The organism is Frankia sp. AgKG'84/4 (assembly GCF_023242965.2).
GTDB lineage: Bacteria > Actinomycetota > Actinomycetes > Frankiales > Frankiaceae > Frankia.
The window spans coordinates 1-21,008 of the sequence record NZ_JALKFU020000030.1; the positions used below are offsets into that span (position 1 = coordinate 1).

Sequence of the window (21,008 nt, forward strand, 5' to 3'; positions counted from 1 at the left end):
GCCGAGCAGCACCGCCAGCGCCGCGTGGTCACCGAGTTCCAGCCCGGCGACGTCGACCCGCAGGGGGCCGGTGCCGCCGTCGATCGCGGCGTGCAGCAGGGAACGCAGGGCGCCCACCGTGCGCACATCCACCTGGCCGACCAGCCGGACCGATGCCCCCGCGCCACCCCGGCCCGCCGCCGGCAGACAGCGGACCTGCGTGCCACCGTCATGGTTCATGGTGATCTCCCGTCCCCGGCTCGCCCGCGACGGGCGCCGGTGCTTTCGCCCAGCTCGCGTCGATCGCGCGAGTGGTCGTGAGGCGCTGTCCGCCTCGTCCGAGCTGTCATCAGGGGCCACAGGGGTCGGGGCCGGGTACATGAATAGTCCCAGGTACGGGGTTCGGATGTTTCCTCTGTTGAATTCCGTGGCGGAATCGTGTCGGATTCGCGCCGGTTACGTCGCCCGCGTCTGCGACGATGAAAACGCAGGACGAACGCGGCGGGCCGCGAGGCGGGAGGGGTCTTTCAGTCGTGATCACGGTCGAATACCTCATCGAACCGGTCATCGCGCTGATGGCCGTCGCCGGGCTGATCGTCGCCGCCCGGTGGGCGAGCCTGCCCGCGCGGTCGCTGCCCAGCGGGGTCGTGTTCGATCTCGACTTCGGGCTGCTCGTCCCGGTCGTCGTCGTCGACACCGAGGTCGAGGTGAGCCTCGCCCGGGCCGCGCTGCGCGCCCAGGGCATCCGGTCCACCTGGGCGCTGGCGCTGGTGCCGCTGCACATCGACGCCGCCGGCAACATCGTGTCCCGCCCGCGGCGCCGCCGGCACGTGCTGGTGTTCGCCGCCGACGCGGACCGCGCCGCCCACGCGCTCGCCGGGGCCTAGCCCGCCCCGTCGTCGGTGACGCGGCGGATGTTCGCGCCGAGCGCCGTCAGGCTCTCCACGAAGCTGGCGTAGCCCCGATCGATGTGATGGACGTCGGTCACCACCGTCTCACCGTCGGCGACCAGCCCGGCGAGCACCAGGGCCGCCCCGGCACGCACGTCGGAGGCCATCACCTGGGCGCCCGTGAGGCGCCGCGCCGGGCGCACGACGACGTGATGGCCGTCCGTGCGCAGGTCCGCGCCGAGCTTGTGCAGCTCCCGGCAGAACACGAAGCGGCTGTCGAAGACGTTCTCGGTGATCAGCGAGGTTCCGGAGCTGATCGACTCCAGGGCGATGATCTGCGGCAGCAGGTCCGTCGGAAACCCGGGATAGGGCAGGGTCACCACGTCGACCGATCGCGGCCGCTCCCGGCCGACCACGCGCAAGCCGTCCGCCAGCACGTCGATCTCCGCGCCGGCCTGCGCCAGCTTCTCCAGCACGATGCCGAGGTGGCCGGCCCGGCCGTCGCGGATCATGACATCGCCGCCGGTCATCAGCGCGCCCACCGCGTACGTGCCGGCGACGATGCGGTCCGGCACCGTCCGGTGCTCCACCGGAGTCAGCGCGTCCACGCCGTCGATCACCAGCGTGGACGAGCCCGCGCCGTCGATCCGGGCCCCCATCGCGGTGAGCATCGCGCACAGGTCGGCGATCTCCGGCTCGCGGGCCGCGTTGTCGATCACGGTCGTGCCCTTGGCGAGAACGCCGGCCATCAGCAGGTTCTCGGTGGCGCCGACGCTGGGGAAGTCCAGCCAGATCGTCGCGCCCTGCAGCCGCCCCGAGTTGCGGGCGACCAGCACGCCGCCCTCGACATCGATGACCGCGCCGAGCTTGGCCAACCCGTTGACATGCAGGTCCAGCGCCCGCGAGCCGATCGCGTCCCCGCCGGGCAGCGCCACGCGGGCCTCCCCGCACCGGGCCACCAGCGGGCCGAGCACCGCCACCGACGCCCGGATCCGGCGCACGAGGTCACCGTCGGCCGCGGCACCGGGCTCGTCCGGCACGTCCAGCCCCAGCCAGCCGTGGCGCACGTCACGTACCACGGACACGCCCAGCCCGGCAAGCACGTCGCCCATCACAGCGACGTCGAGGATGTCGGGAACGGCGGTCAGGGTCGTGCGACCGGAGGCCAGCAGGCTGGCCGCCATCAGCTTGAGGACAGAGTTCTTCGCACCCGGGACGGCGACCTCGCCGATCAGCCGGGTGCCGCCTGTCACGACGAAGCGCTCCACGGACCTCGATGCTAGGTCCTGGCATGAAGATCTTCACCGACCCCCACCGTATTGACCGCCATCACCCTGCGCGCATACTTCATCCCCCGGCGTCCACGTCGAGCGCGGACAGCCCATCGTGCATGCGTACCCAGGGCTCATCCAGCCCGGCCAGGGCCTCCGTCACCCGCACCGCGAACGCCGGCACGAACCTGGCATCGACCTCGGCCCCGTGAGCCAGCGGACCTCCCGCGACTCCTCCGCACTGGCCCGGATCGGCCCGGATTGGCCCGGATTGGCCCGGATCGGCTCGGCCCGGATCGGCTCGGCCCGGATCGGCTCGGCCCGGATCGGCTCGGCCCGGATCGGCTCGGCCCGGATCGGCCCATCCGCGGAGCAGGACCATGGCGACGACATCGCGCGGGAGGTTCCGGTGGACCCCGGCAAGCCGACCGGGCCCACGCCCCTGTCTCCTCGGCGATCTCCCGGCACAGCCCCTGCTGGCACGTCTCACCACGTTCCAGCACTCCCCCGGGAATCTGCCAGCCACCGGTGTCCCGGCGCCGATTCCCCAGAATCGTCCCGTCCTCATGGCAGACCACGCCCGACACGCTCAGTGAACGAGCGCGGGAAACCTAGTGATTGCCGCTCGCCAAAAGGCGTGACCGACACGCCGTCCGAACGCCCGACTCCCACCGGCGATACCCGCGACGACAGGCTTCGTCATGACTGCTCAGGGGCCGACGGGTGCGAATGCCGCGATCCATCAGTCGGCCAGGCAAGGCGGACAACGAGGACGCCGCCGGGGCGCGCGACGACGCGCTCTGGGTGATCGACGGCGCGACGCCGCTGGGCGACGAGGCGCTGGTAGACGCCTGCTCCCCGGCCGTCTGACTGTCCTCGACGGCCGGTGCGTTCCTGGCCCCGGCTCCCTGCCCGGACAAGCCGCCGCGACCGCGCTGACCGCGCTGACCGCGCTGACCGGGCTGACCGGGCTGACCGGTTTGGGGCCGCTTCTGTAGGGGCAAAGCGGGCGCGGAGGCCTGCAGAAGCGGCCCGAAGCCCCGCTCCCACCCACCCACCCGGGCCGGCCGCCGCGTGATCCGGGAGCTCCGCGGGGACGGGCGGGGACGGGCGGGGACGGGCGGGGACGGGCGGGGACGGGCGCCTGAAAGGGGGGCTCCGTAGACTGGCGGGCATGGCGGTGCACCTGACCCGGATCTACACGCGGACCGGCGACGACGGTACGACCGCGCTGGGCGACATGTCCCGGGTGGCGAAAACGGACCCGAGGCTGGCCGCCTACGCCGACGTCGACGAGGCCAACGCCGCGATCGGAATGGCGCTCGCGCTGGGCGGGCTGGCCGAGGACGTGCGCGCCGTGCTCGACCAGGTGCAGAACGACCTGTTCGACGTCGGCGCGGACCTGTGCACGCCCGTGACGCCCGAGCCCGCCTATCCGCCGCTGCGGATCACGAACGCCTACGTCGAGCGGCTGGAAGAGGCGTGCGACCGCTTCAACGCCGACCTGGCGAAGCTCGACTCGTTCATCCTGCCCGGCGGCACCCCGGGCGCCGCCCTGCTGCACACCGCGCGCACGGTGGCCCGCCGGGCGGAGCGTTCCGTCTGGGCGCTGCTGGACGCCGACGCGCAGCGCACCGGCCCGCTGCCCGCCCAGTACCTCAACCGACTCTCGGACCTGTTGTTCATCCTCGCCCGGGTGGCCAACCCCCAGGGTGACGTGCTGTGGCGGCCGGGAGCCCACGCGTGAGGGCCAGGCTCGCCGCGAACGCGGCCGCGCGATGCGCGCATACCGGAGTGTCGACAGCCCAGTCAACTCAATTGTAGACTAGTGATCATGAGTACCACGGTGCGCGTGAGCGACAGGACGCGGCAGCGGGTCGCGGCCATGGCCGCGACCACCGGGCAGCAGATGCAGACCATCATCGACGAGGCCGTCGAGGCCTACGAACGCGAGCTGTTCTGGCGCGGTTTCGAACAGGGCTACGAGCAGCTCGCCGGTGACACCGACAGCTGGGATGGCGTCGGAGCCGAGCGTGGCGCCGAGTCGCCGGCCCTGCGGGACGGCCTGGATTGATCTCGCCTCGCCGCGGCGAGGTGTGGATGGTCGACTTCGGCGAGCCGATCGGGCACGAGCAGGGGCTACGCCGGCCGGCGGTCGTCGTGTCCGCGGATCGGCTTAACCGCAGCCGCGCGGGCCTGTCCATCGTCGTTCCCGTCACCAGGACGTGCCGCGGGCTGCCCTCCCACGTCGAGCTCGCCCCCGGCGGCACCGGCCTGCGCGAGACGAGCTACGCGAAGGTCGAGGACGTCAAGTCCGTGTCCCAGCAGCGGTTCACCCGCCGCCTCGGCGTCGTGGACCCGGACCGCCTGCTGCGCATGACGGAAGTGCTGAAGTTTCTCCTGAACATGTGAGCGGCCCAGGCCACGTGAAAGGCGCGCCTCCCCTGCTGGGGAAGCGCGCCCGTGTGCTGCTCAGCCGTGCCGCTCAGCCGTTCAGCCGCTCAGCGTCGCCGTCTCGGCCAGGATGCTGACGCCCTGGCGGGTGACGGAGATGAAGCCACCGTCGACCTCCGCGGCGATCTCACGCCCGGCGGCCTTGATCCGGACCGTGCCGCCGGGGACGAGCACCCCGAGCAGCGGCACGTGGCCGGGCAGAACGCCGAGGTCACCATCGGTGGTCCGGGCGACGACCATGTCGGCGTCGCCGGACCACACCTCCTGCTCGGGCGAGACGATCGCGACCCTGATCGGCATCAGAGGTTCTCCGCGTTCTTCTCCGCCTCTTCGATGCCACCGCACATGAAGAACGCCTGCTCGGGCAGGTGGTCGAAGTCGCCCTTGGTGAGCCGCTTGAACGAGTCGATCGTCTCGTCGAGCGGGACGAACTTGCCAGGGATGTTGGTGAACTGCTCGGCCACGAAGAACGGCTGCGACAGGAACCGCTGGATACGACGGGCCCGGTTGACGAGGATCTTGTCCTCTTCGGAGAGCTCGTCGATGCCGAGGATGGCGATGATGTCCTGCAGGTCCTTGTAACGCTGCAGAATCCGCTGCACCTCGCGGGCGGTGTCGTAGTGCTCCTGCCCGATGTAGCGCGGGTCGAGGATCCGGGAGTTCGAGTCCAGCGGGCTGACGGCCGGGTAGATCCCCAGGTCGGAGATGGACCGGTCGAGCACCGTCTGGGCGTCGAGGTGGGTGAACGTCGTCGCCGGCGCCGGGTCGGTCAGGTCGTCCGCGGGGACGTAGATCGCCTGCAGCGAGGTGATCGAGTGACCGCGCGTCGAGGTGATCCGCTCCTGCAGCACGCCCATCTCGTCGGCGAGCGTGGGCTGGTAGCCCACGGCCGACGGCATGCGGCCGAGCAGGGTCGACACCTCGGAACCGGCCTGGGTGAACCGGAAGATGTTGTCGATGAACAGCAGCACGTCCTGCTTCTGGACGTCCCGGAAGTACTCGGCCATGGTGAGCGCACCGAGCGCGACCCGCAGCCGGGTGCCCGGCGGCTCGTCCATCTGGCCGAACACCAGCGCGGTGTCCTCGATGACGCCGGCCTCGGTCATCTCCAGGAACAGGTCGTTGCCCTCACGGGTGCGCTCGCCGACGCCCGCGAACACCGAGACGCCACCGAACTCCTTGGCGACCCGGCGGATCATCTCCTGGATGATGACGGTCTTGCCGACGCCGGCACCGCCGAACAGGCCGATCTTCCCACCGCGCACGTACGGCGCGAGCAGGTCGATGACCTTGATGCCGGTGGTGAACATCTCCGTCTTCGACTCGAGCTGGTCGAACGCCGGGGCCGTGCGGTGGATCGGCCAGCGCGTCTCGGCGTTGACCGACTCCACGTCGAGCGGGTTGCCGAGCACGTTGAACACGTGCCCCTTGGTGGCGTCGCCGACCGGCACGGAGATCGGCGCGCCGGTGTCGCGCACCGGCGCGCCACGGACGAGGCCGTCCGTCTGCTGCATCGAGATGGCCCGCACGGTGTTGTCACCGATGTGCTGGGCGACCTCGAGGGTCAGCGTCAGGGTCTGGCCGCCGATCGTGCGGTCGACCTCGAGGGCTCGGTAGATCTCAGGAAGTTCGTCCGGCGCGAACTCCACGTCGACGACCGGTCCGATGACTCGGGCGACCCGGCCGACGCCCGGAGCCCGGCCCTCCGCCGGGGCCGGCGAGCTGGTGGTGACGGTCATGGCGTCCTCAGTTTCCCATCGTTGCCCGTCGCCGCAGCCTCGGGCTAGCCGTTCTCTGGCACCTCCGACGCGTCGGTGCGACGGGATCGTCCCCGCCCGCCGCACCTGCCCGCGCCGTCCTACTCGGTTGTGGTCGCTCTACGTCATGGTCGCTCTACGTCATGGCCGGTCACGCCGACCGGGTCGGACCCCTCCCGCGCGGGGGCTCCCCGATCCCAGTGTCACCCCGCATCTCAGTGTCACCTACCGGGGCGAACAACGCGATGACAAGCCGGACGTCTCCGCTCAGGAAGCCGAGGCCAGGGCGTTCGCGCCGCCCACGATCTCGGAGATCTCCTGGGTGATGGCGTCCTGGCGGGCCCGGTTCGCCAGCCGGCTGTAGCTGCGGGCGAGGTCCTCGGCGTTGTCCGTCGCGGACTTCATCGCGCGCTGCCGCGCCGCCGACTCCGAGGCCGCCGACTCCAGCATCGCCGCGTACAGGCGGCTCTCGACGTACCGGGGCAGGAGAGCGTCGAGCACCGCCTCCGCGGACGGTTCGAACTCGTACTGGGGCAGCGGTCCGCCCGTCGGCGGCTGGTCGGTCTCCGTGAGCACCATCGGCAGCAGCCGCCGCGCGACCGGCGTCTGGGTGAGCGCCGAAAGGTACTCGGTGTGGACGACGTGGATCTCGTCCACCCCACCGTCCTCGGCGGCCGCGACGAACGAGGAGATCAGCGCGTCCGCGACCGACTTGGCGTCGCCGTAGGACGGCTGCTCGGAGAAGCCGGTGTATTCACCGTCGATCGTCCGGTCGCGGAAGCGGTAGTAGCCCACTCCCTTGCGGCCGACGACGTGCAGCTCGATCGACTTGCCCTCCGTGCGCAGCAGCTCGATCAGCTCGTTGGTGCGCTTGAGCGCGTTCGAGCTGTAGCCACCCGCCAGCCCGCGGTCACTGGTGATCACGACGACCGCGGCGCGGGTGGCCTGCGCGTGCTCGGTGGTCAGCGGGTGGCTGATCGTCGTCTGCGACGCCACCGCCTCAATCACCCGGGTGATCTCCTCGGCGTAGGGGCGGGCCGCCGCGACCCGGGCACGCGCCTTGGCGATCCGGGAGGCGGCGATCAGCTCCATCGCCTTGGTGATCTTCTTTGTCGACTGGACGGAACGGATCCGCCGCCGGTACTCACGAAGCTGCCCCGCCATGGATCAGCCCTCGGCCGGCTTGCGCGACGCGGGCCGGTGCACCGAGATGCTCTCCTGACCCACCTGCGCACGGTCGAGCGGGCTCGCCGCCGCCTCGTTGACCAGCGGCGTGCCGTCCGTGAGGGTGAACTGCCCCTTGTAGGTGGCGATCGCCGACTCGAGCTGCGCGATCGTGTCGTCGCCGAGCTTGCCGGAGCCCAGGATCGAGTCGTAGACCGATGCCGCGCTGCGACCGACGTAGTCGAGGAACTCCGACTCGAACCGGCGCACGTCACCGACCGGCACGTCGTCGAGCTTGCCGGTGGTGCCGGCCCAGATCGACACGACCTGGCGCTCGATCGGGTACGGCTGGTTCTGCGGCTGCTTGAGCAGCTCGACGAGGCGGGCACCCCGGGCAAGCTGGTCACGGGAGGCCTTGTCCAGGTCGGAACCGAAGGCGGAGAACGCCTCCAGCTCGCGGTACTGGGCCAGGTCCAGGCGCAGGCGGCCGGCGACGGACTTCATCGCCTTGGTCTGCGCGCTGCCGCCCACCCGGGACACCGAGGTGCCCACGTTGATGGCCGGGCGCACACCCTGGTTGAACAGGTCCGACTCGAGGAAGATCTGCCCGTCGGTGATCGAGATGACGTTCGTCGGGATGTAGGCCGAGATGTCGCTGGCCTTCGTCTCGATGATCGGCAGTCCGGTCAGCGAGCCGCCGCCGAGTTCGTCGGACAGCTTCGCGCAGCGCTCCAGCAGGCGGGAGTGCAAGTAGAACACGTCGCCCGGGTAGGCCTCACGGCCCGGCGGGCGGCGCAGCAGCAGCGAGATCGCCCGGTACGCCTCGGCCTGCTTGGACAGGTCGTCGAAGACGATCAGGGAGTGCTGGCCGTTGTACATCCAGTGCTGGGCGATGGCGGAGCCCGAGTACGGCGCGATGTACTTGAAGCCGGCCGGCTCGTCCGCGGGGGCGGCGACGATCGTGGTGTAGGCCAGCGCGCCGGCCTCCTCGAGGGTGTTCACCACCTCGCGGATGGTCGTCTTCTTCTGGCCGATGGCCACGTAGACGCACTTGACCTGCTTCTTCGGATCACCAGAGGCCCAGTTGTCCCGCTGGTTGATGATCGCGTCGATGGCCACCGTGGTCTTGCCGGTCTGCCGGTCGCCGATGATCAGCTGGCGCTGGCCGCGGCCGATGGCGGTCATGGCGTCGATCGCCTTGATGCCCGTCTGCAGCGGCTCCTTCACCGGCTGACGCTGGACGACCGTGGGAGCCTGCAGCTCCAGGGCACGGGTGCCCTCGGTCTGGATCTCACCGAGGCCGTCGATGGGGCGACCCAGCGGGTCGACGACCCGCCCGAGGAAGCCGTCACCGACCGGGACCGCGAGGATCTCGCCGGTGCGGCGGACCTCCTGGCCCTCCTCGATGTGCTCGGACTCGCCGAGGATGACGGTGCCGATCTCGCCGACCTCGAGGTTCAGCGCCAGACCCAGCACGCCGCCGGAGAACTCGAGCAGCTCGTTGGTCATGGTGTGCGGGAGGCCCTCGACCCGGGCAATCCCGTCACCGGTGACGACGACCCGGCCGACCTCCTCCCGGCCGGCGGAGGTGGCCTGGAAGGAGTCGACGTACTCCCGTAGGGCGTCGCGGATCTCCTCCGGCCGGATGGAGAGCTCAGTCATCGCTTACGTCCTTCGTCGTTCATCGCTGACATGGTCATCATCGCCGCCGGACTACCGGAGGATCGCCCGGCGCGCGGCGACCAGACGGCGCAGCACGCTGCCGTCCACCACCTCGTCACCGACCTGGACCACGACTCCACCGAGAAGGCTGGGGTCGAGGTCGACCTGAACCTGGATCTGACGGCCGAAGTACCGGCTGACCGCGGCGCTCAGGCGAGCCTGGGCATCGTCGCTCAGCGGCACCGCTGTCCGCACGATCGCCACCACCCGCCCCCGGCGGGCGGCGGCGATCCGGCTGAAGTCCGCCAGGCGACGCTCGACGTCGCCGTGCACGCGGTCGGCCGCGGCCTGCTGGGCCAGCCGGACGGTGACCGAGTGGGCCCGGCCGGAGAGCAGCCGGGCCAGCAGGGCGTCCTTGACCTCCGCGGGCGCCGCGGGGTCGGTCAGTGCGAGTGCGAGCTGCGGGTTCTGGCCGAGGATGCGACCAAAACGGAACAGCTCGTCCTCGACCTCCTCCAGCGATCCGTCCCGCTCGGCCTCGACCAGCAACGCCTCGACGCCCAGTTCCTGCAGCGCGAAGCGAAGGTCCCCTGGTCGCGACCAGCGGGAGCTGACCGCGGTGTGCACGATCGCCAGGCTTTCGCCGGCGACCTGGCTGCCGAGCAGCCGGGTGGCGAGCTCCGTGCGCGCCGTCGCCGGCGCGCCCGGGTCGGTGAGCGCCCGGCGCACGGTCGGCTCGCTGCGAAGCAGCTCCGCGACGGCCCGCAGGTCGCCCGCCACCCGACCAGCGTCCGCGCCGGCGACTGTCCCGGGCGCCGTCGCCATGACCTGGTCGAGTGTTGCCCGCGCGGCGGCGAGCCCGTGCCTCGAGGCTCCCTCCACCGTCAGCCCCCTGGCCCGACCGGTGGGGGGGGGGGGGGGGGGGGGGGGGGGGGGGGGCGGGGGGGGGGGGCGGCGGGGGGGGGGGGGGGGGGCGGGGGGGGGGGGCGGCCCCGCCCGGGCGCGGCGATTGTTTTAAGTTTTTTTGCCGGGGCGGGGGGGAGCGGGTGCGTCGAGGATCCCACCACGGACAGCCCCGGGGCCCGCGGGGGGCCGCCGGGGCGCCACCCTCACTCGAGTTGTCCAGCGCGGCGATGAAGTCGTCGATCAGCCGCGACTGGGTGGTGCTGCTCTCGACCTGGTAGCCCACGATCTTCGAGGCCAGGTCGATCGCGAGCTCTCCGACCTCCCGGCGAACCTGGGCGACGATCTGCGCCCGGTCGGCCGCGAGCTGGGCGTCGGCACGCTCCTTGATCTCAGCGATCTCCCGCTGAGCCGAGGTCCGCAGCTCATCGACGATCTGACGACCCTCGGTGTGCGCGTCCTCGCGGATGCGGCCGGCCTCGGCGCGAGCCTCGGCCAGCTGCGCGCGGTACTGCTCGAGCACCGCCTGCGCCTCGCGCTGCGCCGCCTCGGCGCGGGCGAGCCCGCCCTCGATGCGGTCGGTGCGCTCCGCGTAGACCTTGCTGACCTGCGGCCGGATCTTCCAGAAGAAGAAGGCCACCAGCAGGCCGAAGGCCAGGGTGCCGATGAGCAGTTCACTCAGCGGCGGAATCAGGACGTTCTCGTCAGAGTGGCCGCCTTCGGCAGCGGCGAGAAGGATAGTGGCTGTTGCGCTCATGGTCGCTCCGCCGGTTTACGGGAACACGAAGGGAACAACGAAGCCGATGAGCGCAAGGGCCTCGGCGAGGGCGAATCCGATCAGCATGTACCGGAAGGCGACCTGCTCCGCCTCGGGCTGCCGGGCGATTGCCTGGACGCCGAGGCCGAAGATGAGGCCGATGCCGATACCCGGGCCAATGGCGGCCAGACCGTAGGCCACGGCGCCGAGGCTCCCGGTCACAGCGTCCTTTGAGGCGAGAATGATCGAGGGGTCGGACACGGTGCTTTCCTATTCAGTCGGGCACCGGGACTCGGCCGGTGCAGGTAGGGAGGGAAGAAAACTAGGCGTGGGCCGCTGCGGGCACGCCCACCGGGGCGTGCTCGGCGAGATCCTCGGACGGAGCAACCTCGTGCTCTCCGTGCGACATCGCGCCACCGATGTACGCGGCGGTGAGAATGGTGATGATGTACGCCTGGAGAGCGTCGATGACAAGCTCGAACGCCGTGAGGACGATCGCGACGAGCAGGGACAGGACGCCGATCACGTAAGGGGGCTTGGGCAGCAGGTAGTCCGCGCCCAGCGAGAAGACCAGCAGCAGGAGGTGGCCGGCGAACATGTTCGCGAACAGTCGGATGGCCAGCGTGAAGGGCCGCACGATGAGCGTCGAGAGGACCTCGATCGGAGCCAGGATCACCCGGATGCCGAGCGGCGCCGTCGGCGCCGGGTCGACCATCTCCTTGAAGTACGCGCGCGCGCCGTTGGCCTTGATCCCCGCGTAGTTGAACATCACGTAGGTGATGATCGACAGGACCATCGGCACCGCGACCCGCGACGTCGCCGGGAACTGGGCGCCCGGGATGACCGCGAGGGAGTTGCCGACCAGCACGAAGCTGAACAGAACCAGCAGGTAGGGCGTGTACTTGGCGCCCTTCTCCCCGATCACGCCGCGGGCGATCTGCACATCGACGAAGTCGTACGCGGACTCGCACAGGTTCTGGATCCCGCGAGGTATGATTTTAGCTCGACGGAAACCCAGCCAGAAGATCACAGCGACAAACACGGCCGCGAAGATCGTGAGTGCGGTGGCCTTGTTGAGATAGAAGTTGGCCGAGCCGATCCCGATGTCGAACCAGTGCGGAGTCTGGAAGACCTCCTTCGTGGGGCCCTGGAAGCCCTCATCAGCGAGGACCGGCACAGCTAACACCTCCATGATCAGTTAAGTAAGGCACCCACGGCTCAGTGAGCTTGCCGTGCCGGCAGCAGATTGCCACCACCCTACCGGGTTCGCACGACACGCCCACACCGAAGAACGACCCGTTGCCAACCGGTGGCAGCGCCTCGAAGAGCGCCCCGCCAGCGTCGAACCCGGACGGGTGTCGACGGGCCGGCGCCCTGTTGCCCGCGATACTATCCACACCGGCGCGCCGCAGGCACGAACTCGGTTCGAGGTTCACCCTGGTTCATGTGCGCGTTGTCCGGGGGTTTCACTCCGTTGATGACGTTTCCACATTGCGTGACCATCTCGTGACGTCCCGTTTCGGCTCGCGGCCCACCGTCGACCATGGGCCGACTTCGCGGCGAGATGAGCACTTTCCGCCACCGTACCGCTACTCCCTTCGTCGACGCACCACCTGTCCCCCACTGTTGCCGCTATCGGCCGCTCCGTCGATGACCTGCGAGGTCATGACCGCCCGAAGGCGTAAGAGCGGACGTTCACGGCAGATTTCCCAGCCGGCCGGCGGGATCCCGACGAATCCGTCCGACCGCACCCATCGAACAGCCGGCAATGGCCGCCAACCTAGGTCCACCTGACGGGAACGCCTAGGTCATTCGGGACGCGGAGGTCAGGACTATCGGAGGCCGCTTACGGGACGATTGGCACGCTCGCCCAAAAAGACCGACAAAAGGGGCACGGCACTAGCCGACCGGGCTAGCGGCGAGTGACTTTGTAGATCACCAGGTACAGCGAAGCGGCGATCCCCAGCGCCAGCCCGATCGGCAGGAACAGGGCCCGAAAGCCGAACAACCGATCCGCACCGAACCCCACCAATCCCCAGAACGTCATACCGGCGATCAGAGTTCCGAAGATGTTCCAAGCCTCTGCGGGCTGCGCGGAGGTCGTGCGCCGGGTGGGTCGGGCGGACCTCGCCGGCGCCGTGGACCGGACCAGTCCCGCCGACCGGACCGGCCGCCCGGATCGGGCAGGTCGTCCGGATCGAGCGGCGCGGCGGGCCTGTGCGTCGGCGGAAGCCGTCCGCGTGGCCGTCGGCTCACCGAGGCGGCCTGGGACCCCGGGCGAGCTGGCATTCTCCGGCGCTCCGGCGGGCCCGGCCGACTCAGCGGAAATTCCCCTGTCGGGGGCACGTTTGGGCGGGCGCCGGCCCGCGCCACCGCTGGCGGAACCGTCCGATCCCGTGCTCGTCATCGCGGCGGGCGCTGCGCGGGCCGCACGGGATCCCACGCGCCGGGTCGGTCGGGGTCGTAGAACGGCACCCGGGTGTGGGTCGCGACCCACAGCTCCGCGCCCATCCAGACGAACACCCCGACGAAGATCGTCCAGGCGAGCGCCGGCAGGTCGAGCGTGGAGCTGTCCTGGATCGACAACAGCAGCCCACCGAGCACCGCGATCTTGAAAATGTAGGTGCCGAGCGCGGCGGCCAGCAGATGCTGAGGCGCCCGGCGGGCGACCGCGCCGACCGCGAGCTTGCTGAGGCTGAAGAACACCACCACGATCCCCAGTCCCAGCACCGCGCTCACGGCGCCGGACCCACCGCGCAGGATCGCCGCGAGGCCGATCGCGGGCAGGGCGAGCACGGCGGTGAGCGCGAGGCCGAGCCGGATCACCCGGGCCGCTGGCACGATCATGCCCGCGCCGACTTCTGCGTCCGGACCAGCAGCGCGAGCAGCGCCGCGAGCCCTACCCCGACCGTGGCGACGAGGATCGGCAGCGGCGACGAGGAGAACGACGCGGCCACCCCGCCGAACCCGACCAGAGCCGCCCAGAAATACATGAAGAGAACCGCCCTCACGTGCGAATTACCGATCTCCAGCATGCGGTGGTGGAGATGCATCTTGTCGGCCGCGAACGGCGACCGGCCCGCCCGGGTCCGCCGGATCACCGCGAGACCGAGATCGAGGAACGGAACCGCGAGGACGGCCAGCGGGATCGCCAACGGAATGAGCGACGGATACGACCGGGAGGGTCCAGCGTAACCCCCGTACGCCACCTGACCAGTCACGGAGATCATCGAGGCGGCGGACAGCAGGCCGATGAGCATCGAGCCGGAGTCGCCCATGAACAATCGCGACGGGTTGAAGTTGTGCGGTAGGAACCCGATGCAGACCCCGGCGGTGACCGCGGCGAGCAGGGCCGCGGGCGAGGCCCGGTAGAACCCGTCGATCACCGCGATCTCGTAGGCGAAGTAGAACGTCGCGAGCGACGCGATCGCCGCCACGCCCGCGGCCAGCCCGTCCAGGCCATCGATGAAGTTCATCGCGTTGATCATGACGACCGTGGCCAGGATCGACAGCGGGACGGCCGTCTCCGGGCCGAGGCTGAGCGTCGTCTCGCTGTCCCGGTTGATGGCGAAGGACCACTGGACGCCGAGCAGCACCATGATCCCGGCGGCCGCGACCTGGCCGGCGAGCTTGGTCAGCGAGTCCAGCTCCCAGCGGTCGTCCGCGGCGCCGAGCAGGCAGATCAGGGTCCCGGCGACGAGCACCGCGCGGGTCTCCGACCAGTCCTGGGAGACCACCGACAGGAACGGTAGCCGGTCCGCCACCTCCAGGCCCGCGTACAGCCCGGCGAGCATCGCCAGGCCGCCGAGGCGCGGGGTGGGCGTGGCGTGCACGTCCCGGGCACGGACCCCGGCGACAGCGCCGATGCGCAGAGCGAAGGACCTGGCCAGCGGTGTCGCGAGAAACGTCACCGCCGCCGAGACCACGAAGACGAGCAGGTACTCGCGCACCGTTCGGAAACTCCCACCGCCGAGGAGGATGGAACCGGGAACCGCCAAGGGCCTTACGTCCGGGCCGCCGCGCACGCCCTACCGCGGATAGGCCGGATATTTCGTGACAAGCGCTGACACCGCGGTGGCAATCTCCGCGGCTGCCGCCGGATCGCGCACCGCCCGGGCGATCAGCCCGGCGATCTCCTTCATCTCGCCCTCGCCCATGCCCTGGGTGGTGACAGCCGGGGTGCCCACCCGGATCCCCGAGGAGATCGCGGGTGGCTGCGGGTCATAGGGAATCGCGTTCTTGTTCAACGTGATCGAGGCCGCGCCGCACCGCGCCTCCGCGTCCCGCCCGCTGACGTCGAGCTCACGCAGGTCGAGCAGGGCGAGGTGGGTGTCGGTACCACCCGCGACCGGCCTGATGCCCTCGGCGGCGAGGCCGCCGGAGAGCACCTGCGCGTTGGCGATGACCTGCCGAGCGTACCGGGCGTAGGCCGGGGTGGCCGCCTCGCGCAGCGCGACCGCCTTCGCGGCCACGGCGTGCATCAGCGGGCCGCCCTGGCTGAACGGGAACACCGCCTTGTCGATGCGGGCCGCCAACTCCTCCCGGGCCAGGATCATTCCGCCGCGCGGGCCGCGCAGCACCTTGTGCGTGGTGAAACTGACGACGTCGGCATAGGGCACCGGGCTCGGGATCGCCCCACCGGCGACCAGACCGATGAAATGGGCCGCGTCGACCATCAGCCACGCGCCGACCTCGTCGGCGATGGATCGGAACGCGGCGAAGTCGATCAGGCGGGGATAGGCCGTCGCACCGCAGATAATCATTTTCGGGCGGCGTTCCCGGGCGAGCTCGCGGACCTGGTCGTAGTCGATGAGTTCGGTGTCCTCGCGCACGCCATACGCGGCGACGTCGAACCACTTCCCGGAGAAACTCACCTTGCTGCCGTGGGTGAGGTGACCGCCGTGCGGCAGCGACATCGCGAGCACCGTGTCCCCGGGGTTGAGCAACGCCGCGTACACCGCGAAGTTCGCCGACGCGCCGGAGTGCGGCTGCAGGTTGGCGTGCTCGGCGCCGAAGAGTTCCTTCGCCCGCGCGATCCCGATCTCCTCCGCCCGGTCCACGACCTCGCAGCCGCCGTAGTACCGGCGACCCGGGTAGCCCTCGGCGTACTTGTTCGACAGGGTCGAGCCGAGCGCGGCGAGCACCGCCGGCGAGGTCAGGTTCTCGCTGGCGATGAGCTGCAGGCCACCGCGCAACCGGGCGAGCTCGTCGAGCACCACCTCGGCGATCTCCGGGTCGGTGTCGGCGAGCTGGCCGAAGTCCGGGCCCCAGAACGGGGTGCTCATGACCTGTCCACCTCCAGCGTCCGTCTCAACCGATCCGCCTCCATGGTCCTCTCCCCCGCCGCGGTACTCCACTCGGCCCGGGGGTCGGCGACCGCGGCCGGGCCCCTAGCGGCCGGCTGGCTCGCGGATGAGCGGAAGAACCTCACGCAGCGTCTCGAGGGTGACCGCCCCCGCGCGGACCACGACCGGCACGTCACCGGTGCAGTCGACGATCGTGGACGGTGTCGCGTCCCGGCACGGGCCGCCGTCGAGGTAGACCTCGGCGGCGCCGCCGAGCTGGGTCAGGGCCTCGTCGGCGGTGGTGGCCGGCGGCTGGCCGCTGATGTTCGCGCTGGAGACCGCCATCGGCCCGGTGCGGCCCAGCAGCTCGATGGCGACGGGGTGCAGCGGCATCCGCACCGCGACCGTGCCCCGCGCGTCACCGAGATCCCACCGCAGGGACGGGACGTGGCGGACCACCAGGGTCAGCCCGCCTGGCCAGAACGCCTGGGTCAGATCCCGCACCTGCGGGGTGACCCGGTCGATCAGGCCGTCGAGGGTGCGCCAGGAGCCGATCAGCACCGGCACGGGCATGGTGCGCCCACGGCCCTTGGCGGCCAGCAGCCCGGCCACGGCGTCGCCGTCGAAGGCGTCGGCGCCGAGGCCGTAGACGGTGTCGGTGGGCAGCACGACCAGCTCGCCGCGGCCGACGACAGCGGCCGCCGCCGTCAGCCCACGGGATCGCTCGGCCTCGTCGGAACAGTCGAAGCGCTGCATCAGCCCGTCCTTCCAGTCACCCGGTGCTGCCGTGGACAGCACGCCGAGCTGTGACGAAACGATCCCGGCCGGCCAGGTCGGGGTGGTCGCGGATGTCCCTCCACCGGCCGTCGGCGCGGGCCAGCGCCACGGCGGCGGCGCCGTGGCCGTCGGCGTGCTCGACGACGAGCCGGCCACCAGGGCGCAGCAGCCTCGCGGCCAGCGCCACCACGGCCCGCACCACGTCGAGACCGTCGGGGCCGCCCCAGAGCGCCAGCGCCGGATCGTATTCGCCGACCTCGGGTTGCACCGCGGCCCGATCGGCATCGGGTAGATACGGCGGGTTACTGACAACCAGGTCGACCGCGCCTGCCAGCCGAGTCAGCGACGCCGGCGGCTCGGTGCACACATCGGCCTCGTGCACCTCGACCGCCCGGCCGCTGGCCGTCACATTACGCCGCAGCCACACCAGCGCCGCCGCGTCCACCTCGACGGCGTGCACCCGGGCTCCCGGCACCTCCCCGGCCAGCGACAACGCGATCGCCCCCGAGCCGGCGCACAGATCCACACACACCGGGCCGGCGTCGCCCGCCACGCCGCGACCGTCGTCCTGGGCCCGGCCCCGCAGCCAGTCGATCGCCCAGCCGGCCACCGACTCCGTCTCCGGCCGTGGGACGAACACCCCGGGGCCGACGGCCAGGTCGAGGTAGCGGAAGCCGGCGACGCCCGTCAGGTGCTGCAGCGGCACCCGGTCCGCCCGCCGGCGCACCAGCTCCGCGAAGCGCTCGGCGGCGGGGCCGGCCACCTCGGTGACGAGCACCAGCCGGGATCGCGGAACATCCAGGGCGAAGGCGGCGAGCTGCTCGGCGTTGGCCCGCGGGCTGTCCACCCCGGCCGCGCGCAGCCGCTCCGTCGCGTCCGCGAGCAGCGCGGCAAGCCCGGCCGGTGCCGGTGTCGGTGTCGGTTCTGGCGCTGGCGCTGGCGCCGTAGGACGGGACCCGCGGGTCGCCGCGGGTCCGGTCACGATGTCTGGGCCGCCAGCCTGGCTTCGAGGTCGGCGGCGGTGAGCGCGTCGAGCACCTCGTCGAGTTCGCCGTCGAGAACCTGGTCGAGGTTGTGCGCCTTGTAGCCGACCCGATGGTCGGCGATGCGGTTCTCGGCGAAGTTGTACGTCCGGATGCGTTCCGAACGGTCAACGGTGCGGACCTGGCTCGCGCGGGCCTGCGACGCCTCGGACTCGGCCCGCTCCCGCGCCGCGCTGAGCAGCCGGGCGCGCAGGATCCGCAGCGCCGACTCCTTGTTCTGGAGCTGGCTCTTCTCGTTCTGGCAGGACACCACGACACCGGTCGGCAGATGGGTGATGCGGACCGCCGAATCGGTGGTGTTCACGCTCTGCCCGCCGGGGCCCGACGAGCGGAACACGTCGATGCGCAGGTCGTTCGGGTCGATGTCGACGTCGACGTCCTCGGCCTCCGGCAGCACGAGCACGCCGGCCGCGGAGGTGTGGATCCGCCCGGCCGACTCGGTGACCGGCACCCGCTGCACGCGGTGCACCCCACCCTCGAACCGCAGCCGGCCGTACACCCCGTCGCCGGACGAGCCGCGGGACTTCACCGCGACGCTGACGTCGCGGTAGCCGCCGAGGTCCGACGGGTTGGAGTCGAGGATCTCGGTCTTCCAGCCGCGCCGCTCGGCGTACCGCAGGTACATCCGCAGCAGGTCACCGGCGAACAGGGCCGACTCCTCGCCCCCCGCGCCGGCCTTGACCTCGAGGATCGCGTCGCGGGCGTCGTCCGGGTCGACGGGCACCAGGTACGCGCGCACCCGCTCGTTGAGGCCGGCGAGCGCGGCGTCGAGTTCCACCGCCTCGGCGCGGAAGGAGGCATCCTCGGCGGCGAACTCACGGGCGGTGGACAGGTCGTCGGAGACGCGCTCCAGCTCCCGGGCGAGGTCGACGACCGGGGCGAGCTGCGCATAGCGGCGGCTGAGGGCTCGAGCCTTCGCGGGGTCGTTGTGCACCGCCGGATCGGCGAGCTGCCCCTCGATCTGGGCGTGCTCCGCGACGAGGCCGTCGAGCGGGGACGTCATGGTGTTTCCTCTTCGCACGTCTCGGGCCCCGGAAACGCCGCGCTCTCCCGGGAACCGGAGGATTTCGGGAGCCCGAGGCTTCGGGTCCCGACGTCGGGACGGCGCCAGCCGCCCCGGACGCAAACGGCGCCCGTCCGGGATCCGGACGGGCGCCGCGACCGCGCTACTTGGCGCCGCCGACCTTTTCGCCGGGGCGCCGCCGGCCGAACCGGCGCTCGAACTTCTCGACCCGCCCACCGACGTCGAGGATCTTCTGCTTGCCCGTGTAGAACGGGTGGCACTGCGAGCAGACCTCGGCGTTCACCACGCCGTTGTCCTTGGTGCTGCGGGTGGTGAACACGCTCCCGCAGGTACAGGTCACGGTCGTCTCGTGGTAGGTCGGGTGGATATCAGGCCTCATGGGGTTCCTCTTTCGATATGGCCGCCGGGTCGCCGTTCCCGTGTGGAGGGCGTGAACCGGAGCCGGTCCGTTCCAGTCTGCCAGAGCGGGGCGCCGCGGCCGTCGGCCCGCGCCCCGCCGATCCGAAACGCCGCGACCGGCCGGGGTGTTCCCGCGCGTGGCGGGTCCGCCCCCGCACTGGTAGGGGCGCTCGGCGCTAGTCCTGCGGCGGGGCCGTCTTCGCGATCTGCATGAGGAACTCGTAGTTCGTCCGGGTCTGCTTGAGCCGGTCGAGCAGCAGCTCCAGCGCCTGCTGGTTCTCCCGGGTGTGCAGGACGCGGCGCAGCTTGTGCATGATCGCGAGCTCGTCGGGGGCGAGGAGGATGTCCTCCTTACGGGTACTGGAGGCGTCGACGTCGACCGCGGGGAAGATGCGCTTGTCGGCGATCTTACGGTCGAGCTTCAGCTCGGCGTTACCCGTGCCCTTGAACTCCTCGAAGATGACCGTGTCCATCGTCGAGCCGGTCTCGACCAGCGCCGTGGCGATGATCGTCAGTGAGCCGCCGTTCTCGATGTTCCGCGCCGCGCCGAGGAAGCGCTTCGGCGGGTACAGCGCGGTCGAGTCGACGCCGCCGGAGAGGATGCGGCCGGAGGCGGGGGCGGCCAGGTTGTACGCACGGCCCAGCCGGGTGATCGAGTCGAGCAGCACGACGACGTCGTGGCCGAGTTCGACCAGACGCTTGGCCCGCTCGATGGACAGCTCGGCGACGTTGGTGTGGTCGGCCGGCGGGCGGTCGAAGGTCGAGGCGATGACCTCGCCCTTCACCGACCGCTGCATGTCGGTAACCTCCTCCGGCCGCTCGTCGACGAGCACGACCATGAGGTGGACTTCCGGGTTGTTCGTGGTGATCGCGTTGGCGATCGACTGCAGCACCATCGTCTTGCCGGCCTTGGGCGGGCTGACGATCAGCGCGCGCTGGCCCTTGCCGACCGGCATGACCAGGTCGATGACCCGGGTGGTGAGCAGGTGTGGCTCGGTCTCGAGGCGCAGCCGGTCCTGCGGGTACAGCGGGGTCAGCTTGGTGAACTCCGGGCGGCCGCGGGCCTCCTCCGGGTCCATCCCGTTGATGGTGTCCAGCCGGACGAGCGCGTTGTACTTGTCCCGGCGCTGCTCGCCCTCCTGCGGCGCGCGCACGACGCCGGTGATGGCGTCGCCGCGGCGCAGGCCGTTGCGCCGGACCTGGGCCAGGCTGACGTAGACGTCCGTCGGACCGGTGAGGTACCCGCTGGTCCGCACGAACGCGTAGTTGTCCAGAACATCCAGGATGCCGGCCACGGGCACCAGGACGTCATCCTCGCGCACCACCGGCTCGTTCTCGGCCGGGCCGACCTGGCCGCCACGACCACGGTTGCGGCCGCGCTCACGGAAGCGGCCGCGGCGCCCGCGGTTGGCGAAGTCGTCGTCGTTCTGGCTGTTCAGACCGTTCTGGCTGTTCTGACCGCCGGAACGGTCGCTCTGCGCCCGGTCGGCACGCTCGCCGCGGCCGGCCCGGTCACCGGACTGGCGGTCCGCACGGTCAGCACGCTCGGAACGGTCCGGACGCTCAGAACGGTCCGGACGCTCAGAACGGTCCGGACGCTCAGAACGGTCCGGACGCTCAGAACGGTCCGGACGCTCAGAACG

25 protein-coding genes and 1 pseudogene are annotated in these 21,008 nt (G+C 71.0%); 5 read left to right on the forward strand and 21 right to left on the reverse strand.

The window, feature by feature from the left end:
• Positions 1 to 219 (reverse strand): STAS domain-containing protein (locus MXD58_RS04255; RefSeq protein ID WP_250609061.1); only part of this gene is annotated, 219 nt, incomplete at its 3' end.
• Positions 220 to 512: 293 nt separating this feature from the next.
• Between MXD58_RS04255 and MXD58_RS04260 the strand changes: the two genes are divergently transcribed.
• On the forward strand, positions 513 to 866 hold the full coding sequence (locus tag MXD58_RS04260) for a hypothetical protein (RefSeq protein ID WP_248836703.1): 354 nt from the start codon (positions 513 to 515) through the stop codon (positions 864 to 866).
• On the opposite strand, the gene murA is transcribed toward MXD58_RS04260, so the two are convergent.
• Positions 863 to 2,122: a UDP-N-acetylglucosamine 1-carboxyvinyltransferase gene (gene murA / locus MXD58_RS04265; protein ID WP_250609062.1), complete on the reverse strand. Its 1,260-nt coding sequence runs from the start codon at positions 2,120 to 2,122 to the stop codon at positions 863 to 865. The genes MXD58_RS04260 and murA overlap by 4 nt on opposite strands.
• 152 nt (positions 2,123 to 2,274) lie before the next feature.
• Positions 2,275 to 2,727: an NUDIX hydrolase gene (locus MXD58_RS04270; RefSeq protein WP_308301896.1), complete on the reverse strand. Its 453-nt coding sequence runs from the start codon at positions 2,725 to 2,727 to the stop codon at positions 2,275 to 2,277.
• A gap of 142 nt (positions 2,728 to 2,869) precedes the next feature.
• Between MXD58_RS04270 and MXD58_RS04275 the strand changes: the two genes are divergently transcribed.
• The 4 genes from MXD58_RS04275 to MXD58_RS04290 all read left to right on the forward strand — a co-directional run bounded on the left by MXD58_RS04275 (position 2,870) and on the right by MXD58_RS04290 (position 4,552).
• Positions 2,870 to 3,010 carry a hypothetical protein gene (locus MXD58_RS04275; protein ID WP_248836706.1) on the forward strand — a complete coding sequence of 47 codons (141 nt, stop codon included), beginning with the start codon at positions 2,870 to 2,872 and terminating at the stop codon, positions 3,008 to 3,010.
• A 304-nt stretch (positions 3,011 to 3,314) separates the two neighbouring features.
• Positions 3,315 to 3,887, forward strand: coding sequence for a cob(I)yrinic acid a,c-diamide adenosyltransferase (locus MXD58_RS04280; protein WP_248836707.1), 573 nt, complete (start codon positions 3,315 to 3,317; stop codon positions 3,885 to 3,887).
• A 105-nt stretch (positions 3,888 to 3,992) separates the two neighbouring features.
• The gene (locus MXD58_RS04285) at positions 3,993 to 4,214 is read left to right on the forward strand and encodes a hypothetical protein (protein WP_248836708.1); all 222 of its coding nucleotides are present in this window, start codon (positions 3,993 to 3,995) and stop codon (positions 4,212 to 4,214) included.
• Positions 4,215 to 4,234: 20 nt separating this feature from the next.
• Positions 4,235 to 4,552, forward strand: a complete 318-nt coding sequence (locus MXD58_RS04290) for a type II toxin-antitoxin system PemK/MazF family toxin (RefSeq protein WP_308301897.1) — start codon at positions 4,235 to 4,237, stop codon at positions 4,550 to 4,552.
• Positions 4,553 to 4,633: 81 nt separating this feature from the next.
• Here MXD58_RS04290 and MXD58_RS04295 read toward each other — a convergent pair whose 3' ends face one another.
• From MXD58_RS04295 to rho, 18 genes and pseudogenes are all read right to left on the reverse strand, one after another.
• Positions 4,634 to 4,894, reverse strand: a complete 261-nt coding sequence (locus MXD58_RS04295; RefSeq protein WP_248836710.1) for a F0F1 ATP synthase subunit epsilon — start codon at positions 4,892 to 4,894, stop codon at positions 4,634 to 4,636.
• Positions 4,894 to 6,333, reverse strand: coding sequence for a F0F1 ATP synthase subunit beta (atpD, locus tag MXD58_RS04300; protein ID WP_248836711.1), 1,440 nt, complete (start codon positions 6,331 to 6,333; stop codon positions 4,894 to 4,896). The genes MXD58_RS04295 and atpD overlap by 1 nt, the downstream gene beginning before the upstream one ends.
• Positions 6,334 to 6,618: 285 nt before the next feature.
• Positions 6,619 to 7,515 (reverse strand): F0F1 ATP synthase subunit gamma, encoded by an 897-nt coding sequence (locus MXD58_RS04305; protein ID WP_248836712.1) that lies wholly within the window; start codon positions 7,513 to 7,515, stop codon positions 6,619 to 6,621.
• Between the two features lie 3 nt (positions 7,516 to 7,518).
• The gene (atpA, locus tag MXD58_RS04310; protein WP_248836713.1) at positions 7,519 to 9,177 is read right to left on the reverse strand and encodes a F0F1 ATP synthase subunit alpha; all 1,659 of its coding nucleotides are present in this window, start codon (positions 9,175 to 9,177) and stop codon (positions 7,519 to 7,521) included.
• Between the two features lie 51 nt (positions 9,178 to 9,228).
• Positions 9,229 to 10,059, reverse strand: coding sequence for a F0F1 ATP synthase subunit delta (locus tag MXD58_RS04315; RefSeq protein WP_248836714.1), 831 nt, complete (start codon positions 10,057 to 10,059; stop codon positions 9,229 to 9,231).
• A gap of 2 nt (positions 10,060 to 10,061) precedes the next feature.
• Positions 10,062 to 10,241, reverse strand: coding sequence for a hypothetical protein (locus MXD58_RS04320; RefSeq protein ID WP_250609064.1), 180 nt, complete (start codon positions 10,239 to 10,241; stop codon positions 10,062 to 10,064).
• Positions 10,242 to 10,249: 8 nt separating this feature from the next.
• Positions 10,250 to 10,837 (reverse strand): annotated as a pseudogene (locus MXD58_RS04325) (F0F1 ATP synthase subunit B); the annotation flags it as partial.
• Between the two features lie 15 nt (positions 10,838 to 10,852).
• Positions 10,853 to 11,098: an ATP synthase subunit C-like protein gene (locus MXD58_RS04330; RefSeq protein ID WP_248836716.1), complete on the reverse strand. Its 246-nt coding sequence runs from the start codon at positions 11,096 to 11,098 to the stop codon at positions 10,853 to 10,855.
• 61 nt (positions 11,099 to 11,159) lie between these two features.
• Complete coding sequence (atpB, locus tag MXD58_RS04335) at positions 11,160 to 12,029, reverse strand: F0F1 ATP synthase subunit A (RefSeq protein WP_248836717.1); 870 nt, start codon at positions 12,027 to 12,029, stop codon at positions 11,160 to 11,162.
• 720 nt (positions 12,030 to 12,749) lie between these two features.
• Positions 12,750 to 12,884 (reverse strand): F0F1-ATPase subunit family protein, encoded by a 135-nt coding sequence (locus MXD58_RS04340; protein ID WP_248836718.1) that lies wholly within the window; start codon positions 12,882 to 12,884, stop codon positions 12,750 to 12,752.
• Positions 12,885 to 13,240: 356 nt separating this feature from the next.
• Positions 13,241 to 13,684, reverse strand: a complete 444-nt coding sequence (locus tag MXD58_RS04345) for a Cg1360 family ATP-synthase-associated protein (protein ID WP_248836719.1) — start codon at positions 13,682 to 13,684, stop codon at positions 13,241 to 13,243.
• Positions 13,681 to 14,787, reverse strand: a complete 1,107-nt coding sequence (locus tag MXD58_RS04350) for an MraY family glycosyltransferase (RefSeq protein WP_248836720.1) — start codon at positions 14,785 to 14,787, stop codon at positions 13,681 to 13,683. The genes MXD58_RS04345 and MXD58_RS04350 overlap by 4 nt, the downstream gene beginning before the upstream one ends.
• Before the next feature lie 78 nt (positions 14,788 to 14,865).
• On the reverse strand, positions 14,866 to 16,122 hold the full coding sequence (glyA, locus tag MXD58_RS04355) for a serine hydroxymethyltransferase (protein WP_248836721.1): 1,257 nt from the start codon (positions 16,120 to 16,122) through the stop codon (positions 14,866 to 14,868).
• A gap of 105 nt (positions 16,123 to 16,227) precedes the next feature.
• On the reverse strand, positions 16,228 to 16,878 hold the full coding sequence (locus tag MXD58_RS04360; RefSeq protein WP_248836722.1) for an L-threonylcarbamoyladenylate synthase: 651 nt from the start codon (positions 16,876 to 16,878) through the stop codon (positions 16,228 to 16,230).
• 16 nt (positions 16,879 to 16,894) lie between these two features.
• A complete protein-coding gene (gene prmC / locus MXD58_RS04365) occupies positions 16,895 to 17,881 on the reverse strand; it encodes a peptide chain release factor N(5)-glutamine methyltransferase (protein WP_374615611.1) in 987 nt (328 codons plus the stop codon).
• Complete coding sequence (gene prfA / locus MXD58_RS04370) at positions 17,878 to 18,945, reverse strand: peptide chain release factor 1 (RefSeq protein WP_248836723.1); 1,068 nt, start codon at positions 18,943 to 18,945, stop codon at positions 17,878 to 17,880. Before prfA ends, prmC begins: the two co-directional genes overlap by 4 nt.
• 163 nt (positions 18,946 to 19,108) lie before the next feature.
• Positions 19,109 to 19,345 carry a 50S ribosomal protein L31 gene (rpmE, locus tag MXD58_RS04375; RefSeq protein WP_248836724.1) on the reverse strand — a complete coding sequence of 79 codons (237 nt, stop codon included), beginning with the start codon at positions 19,343 to 19,345 and terminating at the stop codon, positions 19,109 to 19,111.
• Positions 19,346 to 19,541: 196 nt separating this feature from the next.
• On the reverse strand, positions 19,542 to 21,008 hold a 1,467-nt coding region (gene rho, locus MXD58_RS04380; protein WP_250609066.1), incomplete at its 5' end, for a transcription termination factor Rho.